This window comes from Constrictibacter sp. MBR-5 (genome assembly GCF_040549485.1).
Taxonomy (GTDB): domain Bacteria; phylum Pseudomonadota; class Alphaproteobacteria; order JAJUGE01; family JAJUGE01; genus Constrictibacter.
Map to the genome: position 1 here is coordinate 554,261 of NZ_JBEPTK010000003.1, position 14,075 is coordinate 568,335.

Annotated in this window: 13 protein-coding genes; 11 read left to right on the forward strand and 2 right to left on the reverse strand. The window is 69.8% G+C overall.

From position 1 onward, the window contains the following. Positions 1-110: 110 nt before the first annotated feature. The 4 genes from lptF to ABIE65_RS09640 are packed head-to-tail and all read left to right on the forward strand — an operon-like array spanning position 111 to position 4,252. Positions 111-1,298, forward strand: a complete 1,188-nt coding sequence (gene lptF / locus ABIE65_RS09625; protein WP_354077339.1) for an LPS export ABC transporter permease LptF — start codon at positions 111-113, stop codon at positions 1,296-1,298. Further along, a complete protein-coding gene (gene lptG, locus ABIE65_RS09630) occupies positions 1,298-2,365 on the forward strand; it encodes an LPS export ABC transporter permease LptG (protein WP_354077340.1) in 1,068 nt (355 codons plus the stop codon). Before lptF ends, lptG begins: the two co-directional genes overlap by 1 nt. 5 nt (positions 2,366-2,370) lie before the next feature. Next, positions 2,371-3,330, forward strand: a complete 960-nt coding sequence (locus ABIE65_RS09635; protein ID WP_354077342.1) for a diacylglycerol kinase family protein — start codon at positions 2,371-2,373, stop codon at positions 3,328-3,330. A 10-nt stretch (positions 3,331-3,340) separates the two neighbouring features. Beyond that, positions 3,341-4,252, forward strand: coding sequence for an Asp23/Gls24 family envelope stress response protein (locus ABIE65_RS09640; RefSeq protein ID WP_354077343.1), 912 nt, complete (start codon positions 3,341-3,343; stop codon positions 4,250-4,252). A gap of 4 nt (positions 4,253-4,256) precedes the next feature. Here ABIE65_RS09640 and ABIE65_RS09645 read toward each other — a convergent pair whose 3' ends face one another. Further along, a complete protein-coding gene (locus ABIE65_RS09645) occupies positions 4,257-4,760 on the reverse strand; it encodes a DUF2244 domain-containing protein (protein ID WP_354077344.1) in 504 nt (167 codons plus the stop codon). Between the two features lie 134 nt (positions 4,761-4,894). Here ABIE65_RS09645 and nth point away from each other — a divergent pair, with 134 nt between their 5' ends. Beyond that, complete coding sequence (nth, locus tag ABIE65_RS09650; RefSeq protein ID WP_354077345.1) at positions 4,895-5,635, forward strand: endonuclease III; 741 nt, start codon at positions 4,895-4,897, stop codon at positions 5,633-5,635. On the opposite strand, the gene ABIE65_RS09655 is transcribed toward nth, so the two are convergent. Next, positions 5,559-6,722 (reverse strand): EI24 domain-containing protein, encoded by a 1,164-nt coding sequence (locus ABIE65_RS09655; protein WP_354077346.1) that lies wholly within the window; start codon positions 6,720-6,722, stop codon positions 5,559-5,561. The two genes, nth and ABIE65_RS09655, sit on opposite strands and share 77 nt — an antisense overlap. Positions 6,723-6,857: 135 nt before the next feature. Here ABIE65_RS09655 and ABIE65_RS09660 point away from each other — a divergent pair, with 135 nt between their 5' ends. The 6 genes from ABIE65_RS09660 to ABIE65_RS09685 all read left to right on the forward strand — a co-directional run bounded on the left by ABIE65_RS09660 (position 6,858) and on the right by ABIE65_RS09685 (position 14,058). Further along, positions 6,858-7,850, forward strand: a complete 993-nt coding sequence (locus tag ABIE65_RS09660) for an adenosine kinase (RefSeq protein ID WP_354077348.1) — start codon at positions 6,858-6,860, stop codon at positions 7,848-7,850. 25 nt (positions 7,851-7,875) lie between these two features. Beyond that, on the forward strand, positions 7,876-9,588 hold the full coding sequence (locus tag ABIE65_RS09665; protein WP_354077349.1) for an adenylate/guanylate cyclase domain-containing protein: 1,713 nt from the start codon (positions 7,876-7,878) through the stop codon (positions 9,586-9,588). After that, positions 9,585-10,928 (forward strand): AmpG family muropeptide MFS transporter, encoded by a 1,344-nt coding sequence (locus ABIE65_RS09670; protein WP_354077350.1) that lies wholly within the window; start codon positions 9,585-9,587, stop codon positions 10,926-10,928. Before ABIE65_RS09665 ends, ABIE65_RS09670 begins: the two co-directional genes overlap by 4 nt. A gap of 110 nt (positions 10,929-11,038) precedes the next feature. Continuing rightward, positions 11,039-12,154 (forward strand): alanine dehydrogenase, encoded by a 1,116-nt coding sequence (gene ald / locus ABIE65_RS09675; RefSeq protein ID WP_354077351.1) that lies wholly within the window; start codon positions 11,039-11,041, stop codon positions 12,152-12,154. Between the two features lie 143 nt (positions 12,155-12,297). Then, entirely contained in the window at positions 12,298-13,440 is a 1,143-nt protein-coding gene (locus ABIE65_RS09680; RefSeq protein WP_354077353.1) for a C4-dicarboxylate TRAP transporter substrate-binding protein, read from the forward strand. Between the two features lie 69 nt (positions 13,441-13,509). Then, the gene (locus ABIE65_RS09685) at positions 13,510-14,058 is read left to right on the forward strand and encodes a TRAP transporter small permease subunit (protein ID WP_354077355.1); all 549 of its coding nucleotides are present in this window, start codon (positions 13,510-13,512) and stop codon (positions 14,056-14,058) included. Positions 14,059-14,075: the final 17 nt, after the last annotated feature.

Sequence of the window (14,075 nt, forward strand, 5' to 3'; positions counted from 1 at the left end):
GCGACTTCGCTAAAGACTGGGGTGATGTACGGAACAAGAGGGGTGTTTTCAACCGCCCCGGTCACCAGATGAGCGCGGTCCGACACCAGCGACCGTCGGCCCGTGGAGCCATGCCGAACACGATCAGCCGCTACATCCTGCGACGGGTGCTGGTCTACCTTTTTGCGATGACCGGGCTCGCGCTGCTCGCGCTCCTGCTGGAGCGCATGATCCGCGTGATGGGCATCATCACGAATTGGGAAGGCGGCCTCACGCTCGTCGTCCGGATGATGCTGAACCTCGTGCCGCACTATCTCGGCATGGCGCTCCCGGCGGCCTTCTTCTTCGGCGTGCTGCTCACCTTCAACCACATGAACCGCAACGGCGAACTGGCCGTCCTGCAGGCGTCGGGGCTGGGGCTGATCCGCCTGCTGCGGCCGGTGATCGGGCTGGCGCTCATTCTCGCCGCCGTCGCCGCCGTCACCTTCAGCTATCTGCAGCCCTACGGCCGCTATGCCTACAGGACGATCGCGCACGACGCGTCGCACGTGACGATCGGCTCGTCGGTGATGCCCGGGAAGTTCTTCCATACGGACGATATGACGTTCATGGCGGAGCGTGTCTCGCCGGACGGCATGCGCCTGGGCGGGATCTTCGTCTACGAGCGCGACGGCAGCGGCCGGATGTTCACCACCACGGCCGACGAAGGCTCCTTCCTGCCCGGTCGGCAGTCCGGCGAGATCATGTTGCTTCTGCGCAACGGGGTGCGCACGGAGAGCAGCCCGGCGGGGGGTGCCAAGAGCACGCTCACCTTCGACGAATATCGCTGGCCGATAAACCGCGGCGACGACTGGAGCTACCGTCCGCGCGGCAAGGACGAGCGTGAGCTTACCCTTCCGGAACTGTGGGCGGCGCGCAGCGATGCCCCCCCCGGCATCCGCGTGGCCGAGATCCGCGCCGAGTACCACGCCCGGATCGTGCAGATCCTATCCGTCGTCTTCCTGCCGTTCCTGGCGATGCCGCTGGGGCTGGGGGGCGGGCGAGGCGGCCAGACATACGGCATCGGCCTCGGCATGCTGGCGCTGGTGGTCTACGAGCAGGCGCTGCAGTTCGGCCTGTCGCTCTCGGCCAAGGGCATCATCGCCCCGATGTTCGGCCTCTGGCTGCCGTTCCTTCTGTTCGCCGGCGGCAGTCTCGTCTTCTTCCTGCACACCAGCCTGCGCATCGTTTCGGAGCCGCTGGGATCGCTTCCGGCCCGGGTGGAAGGGCTGGTCGCGGGCATTTCCGGGCGTCTGCCGCGCCTGCGCCGTTCCACCTGATGGGCGTCATCGACCGGTATTTCACGCGTCTCTTCGCCGCGCGTTTCCTGCTCCTGCTCTTCGGCATCGTCGCGCTGATGAGCCTGCTCGATTTCCTCGCCCAGGGGGACGACGTCGTCCGCGAGGGAACGGCCGCGCCCGCCGCGACGATCATCCGTTACCTCGCGCTTCGCCTGCCGGAGATCGTCTCGCGTGCGATTCCCTTCGCGGTCCTGCTGGCGACATTGGTCACCCTGTCGGGCATGCAGCGGCAGAGCGAGCTCACGGCGCTGAAATCCTTCGGCATATCCCAGCTGCGGATCATGATGGCATTGGCGCCGGTCGCCGTGCTCATCGCCATTCCGCAGTTCTGGATCGACAGCGCCCTCGTGCCCTCCTCCGTGTCGGCGCTGCGCACCTGGGGCGTCGGCGACTATAAGCCGGTCGCCGCGAAGGACGATGCGGGCCTCACCTGGGCGCGGCAGGGCCATGACGTGGTCAGCTTCCGTGCCGCCGGCAGGGGCGGTCTGTCCGACGTCACCATCTTCCGGCGCGACGAGACGGGCCGGCTGCGCGAGCAGATCGAGGCGGCCCGGGCGCGGCCCGGCGCGGCGGGGTGGCGGCTGGAGGATGTGCGGGTGACACGGCCCGGCGCTCCGGCGCCCGAGCTTCACGAGAGCCTCGACTGGGCAGCGGGGCCGGACCGATCGCTGCTGCGCTCGCTCTCCGCCTATCCCCGCGAGATGTCCTTTCCGGAACTGGTGCGCTATGCCTACGAGCAGAATGTCGGCAGCAGCCCGCCCTATCTCTATGTCTTCTGGCTCCACAAGAAGGTCGCAGTCCCCGTGGCGACCGTGCTGATCGTGTTCCTGGCGGTACCCCTGGTCCAGGGCTTCAATCGCCGCGGCGGGGCCGCGCTCGTCATCGCGGCGGGCATCGCTCTGGGCTTCGTCTTCTTCAGCTTCGACGGCATCGTGGTGGCGCTCGGCGAGGCGGGGCTGCTGCCGCCGGCGCTTGCGGCCTGGGGACCGACCATCGCCTTCGCGGCGATCGCGGGGTCCATCGCCCTGCGGCACGAGACGCTCTGACGCCCGTGAAGATTGGCCTCATCAGCAACGGTCGCAGCCGCCGCAACCGCCGCACGCTCGCCCGGGTTTCCGAAATCGCCAGTGCAGCGCCGGGCGTCGAGCATGCCGTCCTGGACGGCGTCGAAGGCCTCGAGGAGGCGCTGGCGGGGTTCGCCGCACGCGGGGTGGAGATCGTCGCCGTGAACGGCGGCGACGGGACGGTCCAGGCCGCCCTGACGGTCTTGCTCGGCCCGGCCACTCCCTTCGCGCGGCTGCCGCTTCTGGCCCTCCTGCCCGGCGGGACGACCAACATGACGGCCGCCGACGTCGGGCTGCGCGGCGGCCGGGAGCGTGGTCTCGCGCGTCTGATCGCCGCCGCGGCGGGGGCCGCCCGCCCCGCCACCGTCGAGCGGCATGTTGTCGGCGTGGACCGCGGCGTCGGCGAACCGGTCCAGTTCGGGATGTTCTTCGGGACCGCCGGAATCTGCCGCGCCATCGAATATTGCCGGCAAGCGGTGCACCCGTTGAAGGTGAATTCTGGCCTCGCCTCGGCACTCACCCTGGCCGGCCTGTTCCGCCGCCTGCTGTTTCAGCGGGGCGGCTCGGATGCGGTGCTGTCGGGGGATCGGATCGCCGTCGCGCTGGACGGTCAAGACCCACAGGCGGCCGAGCATTTTCTGCTGCTGGTGACGACGCTAGACCGGCTCGTCCTCCGTTCGCGGCCGTTCTGGGGTACGGGATCGGGGGGGCTGCGCTACACCTCGGTGCGCTGGCCGCCGCGCGGGCTGCTCACGCGTGTGCCGCGCGTGATGTATGGTGGTGCGCCGCGCCGGCTGCCGCCGGAGACATACGAGAGCCGGTGCGCCGACCGGATCAGCCTGACGATGGACTGTCCCTACACGCTCGACGGGGAGACGTTCCGGCCGGCGCCGGGCATTCCGCTCACGCTGCACGACGGCGGCCGTGTTTCGTTCGTCCGGGTCTGAGCTCCCGGCGGTGCCGGCGGCGCTGCGCAGCCTTCTGGCGGCGGAACTCGATGCCGAGGTGGCGCCCGGCGTCGCCCGTATCGCCGCCGCCGTCCGCGAGCGGCTCGGCGGCGCGGTGGTCGCGATCCTGTTCTACGGATCCTGCCTGCGCGACCGCACCGACGACGGCGTCATCGACTTCTACGTGATCGTCGAAGGCTATCGTGGGGCCTACGGTCGGGCCGTCCCCGCCGTCGCGAACGCCCTGGTGCCGCCGAACGTCTACTTCACTCAGGTTCCGCGCGGGCCGGACGAACCCGGTGCCGATCCCGACCTGCGCTGCAAGTATGCGGTCGTGTCCAGCAGCGACCTCGCTTCCGGCACTTCGCCCGCTGCCGGAACGCCCGCCCTCTGGGCGCGTCTGTCGCAGCCCTGCGCCCTGGTCCATGTGCGCGACCCGGCCGCCCGGGCGGAGATCGAGCGGGCTCTCGCCGCTGCCGTGACCACGCTGCTCGCGGCTGCCGCTCCGCTGGCGGGCGGCGGCGACGGCCGCGCCCTCTGGGTCTGCGCCTATGGCGAGACGTTCCGTACCGAACTGCGCGCGGAGAAGGCGAACCGCCCCGAACTCCTCTACGAGACGTTCGCGGCGCGTTACGAGCGGATCGCGGAGATCCTGGCCGACGACATCTCGCGATGGCGGCGACGCGATCCTCAGGCGGCTCGGCGCCTGTGGCGGCGCCTGCGGATCCGCGGGCGTGCGGCGCAGGTGCTGCGGCTGGCCAAGGCGACGTTCACCTTCGCGGGCGGCCTCGACTACATCCTATGGAAGGTGAAGCGGCATTCCGGCGTCGCTCTGGAACCGACCCCGTGGCAGCGCCGGCATCCGCTCCTCGCCGCCCCGGTGATCGCGCTCCGGCTCTACCGCCGCGGCGGCTTCCGCTGATGCTCTAGGCGACCCCCGGAGCACGCGCCCGCTGCAGGGCGGTTCCCAGTGCGCGGGCGAAATCGCGCTTCTCGTCCGGCGACAGGAAGGCTCCGATGGACAGCCGGTAGCCGTGCGAGGCGAGCGCCAGTTGGCTGGCCCGGTCGATCGGCTCCTCCAGTTCGACCCGCAGCCAATGCGGCTGGAACGTCCAGCTGCGCGTCTTGCCGGTCGGCAGGACGCGTCGCACCGTCAGGGCGTCGGGGGTCAGCTGGACGGTCTCGTAGAGACGGGCGTCCCAGTAGTTTCGCCGAAAGCACCATGCGAGCAGGAGGACGTCGGCGCCGAAGAAGCCGAACACCGGCCACGCGCCGATCGCGACGGCCGCGGCGCCCGCGGCGAAGCTGACGCCGGCCACGATGCCCATCACGATCCAGAATCCCGTCGGCGACAGGCTTCTGTGCGGGTAGAGCACCGCGTCGAAGATCAGCGAATCGCCTTCTCCGACAGGACGTATGTCGCGCTTCACGGTCATTGTCCCAGATCATATTCGCGATGCGGCCCGCCGCAACCTTCGGCGCGCACCGCGCTCACGTTCCTGTGCATATTCGGGCCGGCGCCGCCATTGCGGGGCGGTGCCGGCGCGCCCTAAGATCCGGTCCCATGAACCCGGAAGCCGTCGCCCTTTTCTTCGACCGCCTGGCGGCGGCGCTGCCCGACCCCAAGGGCGAGCTGGAATACTCCAATCCGTTCACACTGCTGGTCGCCGTGGTGCTCTCCGCCCAGGCGACCGACGTGGGGGTGAACAAGGCGACGCGGGGCCTCTTCGCCGCCGCGGCCGATCCCGCGGCCATGCTCGCCCTCGGCGAAGAGGGCGTGCGGCAGCACATCCGCACCATCGGTCTGTTCAACGCCAAGGCGAAGAACGTGATCGCCCTCAGCAGGCTGTTGGTGGAGGAGCACGGCGGCCAGGTGCCCGAGGATCGCGACGCGCTCGAGCGCCTGCCGGGCGTCGGCCGCAAGACCGCGAACGTGGTGATGAACATCGCCTTCGGCGCGCCGACCATCGCCGTCGACACGCACATCTTCCGCATCGGCAACCGGACGGGCCTCGCCCGCGGTGCCACGCCACGCGCCGTGGAGGATGCGCTGATGCGCGTGGTGCCGCAGGACCGGCTGCTGCACGCGCATCACTGGCTGATCCTGCACGGCCGCTATGTCTGCAAGGCGCGCAAGCCGGACTGCGAGCGTTGCGTGGTCAACGATCTCTGCGAGTGGCCGGCGAAGACGGCGGGGCCGCCCGTCGCGGTCTCTCCCGCGCCGAAGGTCAGAAAGGCGGCGAAGCGGTCGAAGCCGGCGCCACGGACGCGGTCGGCCCGGAACGCGACCGCGCGCGCTCGATGAAGGTGGTGTAGCAGCCGGGGGTGGGCGGTTCCTGTTCCCGGCGTCCGCGCAGGGTGTGGTGGATGACTTCGAAGTCGTCGCCGGCCTCGTAGAGATAGAGGTCGAGGACGCAGGTCCCGGTCGTGTATTGCCAGACCCGTGCCGGTCCCTCCCGCCTGACCAAGTCGGGCGATCCCAGCCGGCTCCAGATCTCTATCTGTCCCTGGCCGTCGAGTTCCTGCGGTGAGTTCGTCAGGCGCATCGGCCGTGGCTTGACGGATCCGAAGGGATCTTGGTCGCGGTTCTCGAAGGTCTGCACCGATGCGCCGATGATCAGGCCGCCGAGCAGGACGCTGGCGATGCCGGCGCGCATCCCCCGCGTGCCGTCGCCGAGCCGTATGGCGCCGGCCTCTCCCGTGTCGGCGCCCTCGTCGCCGAGGCGCCCGCGCAGCCGCTGGAACATGTGGAGCATCATCGCGGTGCCGAGCGTCGGAGCAGCGAGATTGAGGAAGGGGATGCTGAACATGAAGGCGATGACGGCACCGCCGAGCCAGACGTGCCCTCGTATCCGCAGGCGCGCCCGCTTCGCGGCGGCCGGCGGCATCCGCCGCAGGGCGACGGCTTCGAAATACTCCCGGCCCAGCAGGAAGCCGTTCACGACGTAGAACAGGACGAGATTGAGCGGCGGAACGAAGATCAGCGCCAGGTAGACCGGCAGCAGCACGAGGTTGACCGCGAGCACCAGGGCCGCGAGTTCCAGGTTCGACAGCAGGATTTCGCGCCAGGGCTGCTTGCGCGGTTCGCCCAGGTCCGGATACCAGCGTGTCTCCACGGCCTCCGCAACGTCGTCGAGGAAGATGCCCTGGATGCCCGTCGCGAAGGCCGGGAAGAGCAGAATCGCGACGACGCCGAACGCCAGGACGCCGAACACGTCGACGATGGAGTCGATCCAGCCCGTCCCGAACACCGCGAACGAACCGAGTGTCCAGCCGGCCGCGACGATGAGGCCGACGAAGACGACCGCCGCCAATGCCAGGCTCAGCATCAGCACCCGCGCGAAACGGCGGTCGGTCACCTGGCGAAGCGTCCGAATGACGTCCCGGTACAAAGCGGCTCGGTCCCTGCTCCCGAAGGTCCTGTGACCGCCCGGAATCTGCTGGCAGTCCGCGCGGCGTGCGATCGAAGGCGATAAGCACTATACTCCCGTGATCGACAACGCGTTTCGGCAAAAAGGGTTTTGAGTATGGCTAAGGGCGAATTGGACGTGCTGGGTGTGGGAAATGCCATCGTCGACGTATTCGCGCATACGGACGAGGCGTTCCTGGAACAGCACGACCTGCCCAAAGGGGTTATGACGCTGATTGACGCGGATCGCGCGGTGAAGCTTTACGAGGCGATGGGTCCGGGCGTCGAGATGTCCGGCGGATCCTGCGGCAACACCGTCGCCGGCCTGGCGTCGCTCGGTGCGCGCTGCGCCTATATCGGCCGCGTCCGCGACGATCAGCTCGGCGAGATCTTCCGCCACGACGTGCGCTCGCTCGGGGTCGAGTTCGAGACGCCCTCCGCGACGGCCGGCAAGCCGACGGCGCGCTGCCTCGTCTACGTGACGCCGGATGCCCAGCGCACCATGGCGACCTTCCTCGGCGTCTGCACCGAGTTGAACGAGGCGGACATCGACGAGGCGCAGGTCGCGCGGGCCAAGGTGACGTATCTCGAAGGCTATCTCTGGGACGACCCGCGCGCCAAGGCGGCGCTGCTGAAGGCGGCGAACGCGGCGCACGCCGCCGGGCGCAAGGTGGCCTTCACCCTGTCCGACCCGTTCTGCGTCGACCGCCATCGTGCGGAATTCCGCAGCCTGATCGCGGACCATGTGGACATCCTCTTCGCCAACGAGGCCGAGATCTGCTCGCTCTACGAGGTCGAGGCGTTCGACGATGCGCTTGCCCGCGTCCGCGGCGATTGCGAGACGGCGGTGCTGACGCGCAGCGAGAAGGGCTCGGTCGTCGTTGCCGGCGGCGCGGTCCACGCGGTGCCGGCGGAGCCCGTCGCCAAGGTCGTCGACACGACCGGGGCCGGCGACCTGTTCGCCGCCGGCTTCCTCTACGGCTACACCCACGGCAAGGGCCCGGAGGTCAGTGCGCGGATCGGCGGGATCTGCGCCGCGGAGGTGATCAGCCATGTCGGTGCGCGTCCCGAGACGACGCTCGCCGATCTCGTGCGCACGCGCCTCGGCTGACCTCTAGCCGGTCCGCGAACCCCGCATGGCCGCGTCCCGTGTCACGGCGCAGCGGCTGCGGCTCGCGACCGGCCTCGTGCTGTTCGCCTTCGCGGCGACGCACCTTCTGAACCATGCGCTCGGCCTCGTGTCGCTTCAGGCGATGGAGGCCGGGCGCTTCTGGTTTCTGGGGTTCTGGCGCAGCCTGCCGGGCACCGTCCTGCTTGCCGGCGCCGCCGGCGTCCACGTCGTCCTCGCGCTCTGGAAGCTCTTCCGCGGCCGGGGGCTCTCGATGCCCGCCTGGGAGTGGGCGCAGGTGCTGCTCGGCCTCGCCATCCCGGTGCTGCTGACCGTGCACGTGCTCGGCACCCGCGGCGCGCACGAGGTCTTCGGCGTCGAGGACACCTATCACTGGGTGCTGGCCGTCCTCTGGCCGGACGGCGCGCTGCGGCAGACCGTGCTGACCCTCGTCGTCTGGGCGCACGGATGCATCGGCGTTCATTTCTGGCTGAGGCTGCGCCGCTGGTATGCGCGCGCCTTTCCCGCCCTGTATGCGCTCGCGCTGCTGCTGCCCGCCTTCGCGCTGCTCGGCTTCGTATCGGCGGGCCGGGAGGTGGCGGAGATCGCCGCGGCACCGGGCGGTTTCGAACGCCTCGCCCAGGCGGCGCGCTGGCCGGGAGACGCCGCGGCCGGCTTCATCTACGGCACGGAGCCCTACATCGTCGGCGGCTTCCTGGCGCTGGTCTTCGCCCTGGCGGCGGTGCGCGTCGGCCGGATCGGCCTCGCCCGGCGCCGCGGCACCGTCCGGCTCACCTATCCAGACGGGCGCACCGTCACCATCGTCCCGGGCACCTCGGTCCTGGAGGCCAGCCGCATGGCGGGCGTGCCGCACGCCTCGGTCTGCGGGGGGCGCGGCCGCTGCTCGACCTGCCGGATCCGTGTCGGCAGCGGCGCCGATCTGCTGCCGGCGGCCGACGAGGGTGAACTGAAGGTGCTCGAACGGATCGGCGCGCCGGAGAATGTCCGTCTCGCCTGCCAGCTTCGCCCCGTCTCGTCGCTGGAGGTGGCGCCGCTCTTCCCGCCGACGGCGGGACCGCGCGACGCTCGTCCCAGGCCCGGCTACCGTCACGGCGCCGAACTGGACATCGCCATCCTGTTCGCCGACCTTCGCGCCTTCACCCGCCTCGCTGAGCGCAAGCTGCCCTATGACGTGGTCTTTCTGCTCAACCAGTATTTCCGAGAGATGGGGCATGCGGTGGAACGCGCCGGCGGCCGCGTCGACAAGTTCATCGGGGACGGCGTGATGGCGCTCTTCGGCATCGAGGGCGGCCGCGAGGCGGGCGCCCGGTCGGCGCTCGACGCCGCCCGCCGCATGGCCGAGGCCCTCGAAGGCCTGAACCGGGCGCTGGATCACGACCTGCCGGAGCCGCTGCGCATCGGCATCGGCGTCCATGCGGGTCCGGTCATCGTCGGAGAGATGGGCTACGGCACTGCCGTTTCGATGACCGCGATCGGCGACGCCGTGAACGTCGCCAGCAGGCTGGAGACCATGACCAAGGAACTGGCCTGCCAGGCCGTCGTCTCGGAGAGCGTGGCGCGTCGCGCCGGAATCGATCTCGCGCGGTTTCCCGCGCACGAGATCCAGGTGCGGGGCAGGGACAGGATGCTGACGGTCTATGCGGTCGCGGATGCCCGCGACCTGCCCGAACCGCCGCCCCGCCCCGTCGCCGGCCGTGCCCGCCCCGGAGCCGCCGCATGAGCCGCCGCACGAGCCGCCCGGGCTGGGCCGAGGCCTCGATGATCTACCTCGAGCCGCGGGTGGTCGCCGTCCTCTTCCTCGGCTTCGCCAGCGGCCTGCCGCTGCTCCTCACGGCCTCGACGCTCGCCATCCGCCTGACCGAGAGCGGCGTCGACCTCACGACCATCGGCCTGTTCGCGATGGTCGGCGTGCCCTACAGCCTGAAGTTCCTGTGGGCGCCGCTGATCGACCGGCTGCCGCTGCCGGTCCTGTCGCGCGTGTTCGGCCGCCGCCGCGGCTGGCTGCTGGCGACCCAGGCGGCGCTGGTGGCGGCGCTGCTCGGCCTCGGCGCCGTCGACCCGCGCGTCGACCCCGGCCAGACGGCGCTGCTCGCCGTGATCGTCGCCTTCTGTTCCGCCAGCCAGGACATCGTCATCGACGCCTACCGCGTCGAACTGCTGGAGGAGCGCCAGCAGGGCGCGGGGGCGGCGATGATCGTCTTCGGCTACCGGATGGCAATGCTCGTGGCGGGCGCCGGCGCCCTCTATCTCGCGACCTTCTACGACTGGTTCTGGACCTATGCCGCGATGGCGGGGCTGGTCCTGGTCGGCAGCGTCGCCGTGCTGCTGAACCGCGAGCCGGAGGTGGCGGTCGACGCCGCCACGGTGGATCGCGAGCGGCGCATCGCCGGCACGTTGCGGGCCGACCGCGTCGGCATCGCCGCATGGCTGTCGAGCGCCGTGGTGGCACCCTTCGCCGACTTCCTCACCCGGCGCGGCTGGCTGACGATCCTCGCCTTCGTCGTGCTCTACAAGTTCGGCGACGCGCTGGCCGGCGTGATGGCCAACCCGTTCTACATCGAGATCGGCTTCACCAAGGTCGAGATCGCCAACATCAGCAAGCTCTACGGCTTCGTCGCGACGCTGGCCGGCGGGTTCATCGGCGGCATCATCGTCCACCGGCTCGGCATCGGCGCCAGCCTGCTGATCTGCGGCGTCCTGCAGATGGTCTCCAACGCGGTGTTCGCCCTCCAGGCGGTGGCCGGCCACGACACGAGCATGCTGATGGTGACCATCGGCTTCGAGAATCTCGCCGGCGGCATGGGGACGGCGGCCTTCGTCGCCTACCTGTCGAGCCTCTGCAACGTCGCCTACACGGCGACGCAATACGCACTGCTCTCGTCCCTCATGGCGGTCGCCCGCACGGTCCTGGCGTCGCCGGGCGGCGCCATCGCGGCCGAGACGGGCTGGGTGACCTTCTTCCTGATCACGACCGTCGCCGCCGTGCCCGGGCTGATCCTGGCCTGGGTGCTGCTGCGCCGAGAGCCGCCGCCGCGGCCGGTTCTTGCCGAGACCGGATAGAGTGGCCGGCCCCGATGGTCCGCTTCTTGCGCTGAACGCGGCGATTGACGCCGCCCCCCGGGGCGGCGCCTACTTTTTCGGCATATGTCGAAGCTGTGCGGGAGGCGGAGATGCTCGTCGGGGTGCCCAGGGAGATCAAGACGCACGAATACCGGGTCGGCATGGTGCCGGCCAGCGTGCGCGAACTCGTCCATCACGGCCATCAGGTGATGGTCGAGACCCATGCCGGCCACGGCATCGGCTTCGACGACCCCGACTATGCGGCGGCAGGGGCCGAGATCGTCGACACCGCGGCGGAGATCTTCGCGCGCGCCGACATGATCGTGAAGGTCAAGGAGCCGCTGGCGCCCGAGATCGCCATGCTGCGCGAGGGCCAGGTGCTGTTCACCTACCTGCATCTCGCCGCCGACCGCGTGCAGACCCAGGGTCTGGTCGATTCGGGCTGCGTCGCCATCGCCTACGAGACGGTCACCGACGACCGCGGCGGCCTGCCGCTGCTCTCGCCGATGAGCGAGGTCGCCGGCCGCATGTCGATCCAGGTGGGCGCGCACTGCCTGGAAAAGGAATCGGGCGGCCGCGGCGTGCTGCTCGGCGGCGTGCCGGGGGTCCCTGCGGCGGACGTGGTGATCCTCGGTGGCGGCGTCGTCGGCACCAACGCCGCCCGCATGGCGATGGGCCTGGAGGCGAAGGTCACGGTGGTCGACAAGTCGCTGCGCCGTCTCTACGAGCTCGACCTGCAGTTCGGCGCCAAACTGAACACCGTCTTCTCCACCGTCGACGCCATCGAGAAGGCGGTCGCCCAGGCCGATCTCGTCGTCGGCGGCGTGCTGCTGCCCGGTGCCGCGGCGCCGAAACTGGTGACGCGCGACATGGTGAAGGGCATGAAGCGGGGGGCGGTCATCGTCGACGTCGCCATCGACCAGGGCGGCTGCTGCGAGACCAGCCGGCCGACCACCCACGCCGATCCGACCTATGTCGACGAGGAGGTCGTGCATTACTGCGTGACCAACATGCCGGGTGCGGTGGCCCGCACCTCAACCGTCGCCCTGAACAACGCCACGCTGCCCTTCGTGCTGGCGCTCGCGGACAAGGGCTACCGCAAGGCCTTGGCCGACGACCGCCACCTGCTCGCCGGCCTCAACGTCCATCGCGGCCGGATCACCTACGCGGCCGTCGCCGCCGACCTCGGATTCGACTTCCATCCGGCGGCCTCCGCCCTCGTCTGACGGGCCGGGCGGGCTGCGGCCGGCCCGATACGTCTGGACAACATTCCCCTTCCCACGCTCCCCGACGGCGTGCCAGCATGCTGGACCAAGGACCCGACGTCAGATCGGGCCGGGCTGAAACGTCTCAGTGGGAGGAGACAAGGATGGAGTACAGGATCCGGTCGGTGCTCGTTGCGCTGACGGGGGTGGTGGCCCTTGCCGCCGGCGCACCCGAAAGCGCCACCGCGCGCGAACTCGTCTATTCCAGCTCGGTTCCAGCGAAGCATCCGGTCCATGCGACCGGGCTGGAGCCGTTCTTCAAGCGGGTGGAGGAGGCGACCGGAGGCTCGCTGACCTTCAAGCTCTTCCCCGGCGGCACGCTGGCCAGCGGCAAGACGACGCTGAACGCCATCAGCAACGGCACCGCCGACATGGGACTGCTCGCCGACGTCTACACGCCGGGCGACCTGTCCACCAGCGCGCTGACCAGCGACCTCGCCGTCCTCGGCAAGGACGCGCGCGTGATGACCGGTGCGGTCAACCAGACGCTGCTGATCGACTGCGAGCCCTGCAAGCAGGACTATCTGAAGCACAAGGTCCTGCCGCTCGCCAGCTACTCGCTGACGCCCTACTACCTGATGTGCACCGGCGCGCCGGTCGCCAAGCCGGAGGACATGGCCGGCAAGAAGATCCGCGGCACCGGTGCCATGGGCCAACTCGCGGCGGCGATGGGCGGCACGCCGGTGAACGTGACGAGCGCCGAGATCTACGAGGCGCTGCAGCGCGGGCAGGCCGACTGCGCCCTGGGCCCGGTGCCGTGGCTGAAGAGCTACACGCTGTGGGACCTGGTCAAGTCGGTCACCGACCGGCCCGTCGGCACCTATCACGGGACGAACTTCATCAACATCCGCACGGACACCTGGAAGAAGCTGTCCGCGAAGGAGAAGAAGGCCGTCCGCGAGAATCTGGCGCGCGCGACCCGCGAGATGGCCGAGGTCTACGAGAAGGACGACGCCGAGATCCGCAAGGAATCGCAGGCCAAGGGAGTCCAGTGGGTCGAGCCCGCCGCGGCGTTCGGCGAGGCGGTCGAAAAATTCCGGGAGAACGACACGAAGCGCGTGATCGAACTGGCCGCGTCCCGCGGCGTGAAGAACCCGGAGCCGATCGTCGACCAGTTCACCAAGAACGTCGAGAAGTGGACGGCCATCGTGGCCGAGATCGGCGACGGGACGTGGGGGCCGGAGCAGTGGGACAGGTACCAGGCCGCCCTCCAGCGCGAGGTGTTCGACAAGGTTCAGGACAAATAGCCGGCTAAGCGACCGAATGGGCGGGCTCCGGCCCGCCCGAAGTCCCACCGTCGATTTCTGGAGCAAGTCTTGGCCGGTCTCGAGCGCGCACTAGCGATCCTGAGCAACGTCCTGCTGGCGATCGCCGGCGTTGCCATCACCTTGATGATGCTGCACGTCGGTGCGGACATCGTTGCAAAGGCCGTCTTCAACCGGCCCATCGTCGCGACGCTGGAGATCGTGGCCTGGTACTACATGGTGGCGACCGTGTTCCTGCCGGTCGCCTACATCCAGGTCCACAAGAAGCACCTGCTGGTCGAACTTTTCACGCGGAACATGTCCGCCAAGCGCCTCGCCGTGCTGGAGGGCATCGTTGCGGTGCTGACCTTCGTCTACGTGACGACGCTGGCATACCTGACCCTGGAGCATGCGATCGCCACGACGATCGCCGGCGAGGTGCAGGACGCCACCTTCTTCGACCTGCCCACATGGCCGGCACGCTGGCTGCTGCCGCTCGCCTTCGGGACCATGGCCATCGTCCTCGTCCTGCAGGCGGTGCGCGACCTCACCTTCGGGCTCACCGGGCGCGGCGCACCGACGCCTCAGCCGAAATCCGACATGGTCGTCGAAGAAGCCTGACCCCCGCGCCCCGCGCC

Bases quoted from the DNA above. Each gene is read 5' to 3' on its own strand.
- lptF (WP_354077339.1), top strand. From the start codon at position 111: ATGCCGAACACGATCAGCCGCTACATCCTGCGACGGGTGCTGGTCTAC.
- lptG (WP_354077340.1), top strand. From the start codon at position 1,298: ATGGGCGTCATCGACCGGTATTTCACGCGTCTCTTCGCCGCGCGTTTC.
- nth (WP_354077345.1), top strand. From the start codon at position 4,895: ATGAACCCGGAAGCCGTCGCCCTTTTCTTCGACCGCCTGGCGGCGGCG.
- ABIE65_RS09660 (WP_354077348.1), top strand. From the start codon at position 6,858: ATGGCTAAGGGCGAATTGGACGTGCTGGGTGTGGGAAATGCCATCGTC.
- ABIE65_RS09665 (WP_354077349.1), top strand. From the start codon at position 7,876: ATGGCCGCGTCCCGTGTCACGGCGCAGCGGCTGCGGCTCGCGACCGGC.
- ABIE65_RS09670 (WP_354077350.1), top strand. From the start codon at position 9,585: ATGAGCCGCCGCACGAGCCGCCCGGGCTGGGCCGAGGCCTCGATGATC.
- ald (WP_354077351.1), top strand. From the start codon at position 11,039: ATGCTCGTCGGGGTGCCCAGGGAGATCAAGACGCACGAATACCGGGTC.
- ABIE65_RS09680 (WP_354077353.1), top strand. From the start codon at position 12,298: ATGGAGTACAGGATCCGGTCGGTGCTCGTTGCGCTGACGGGGGTGGTG.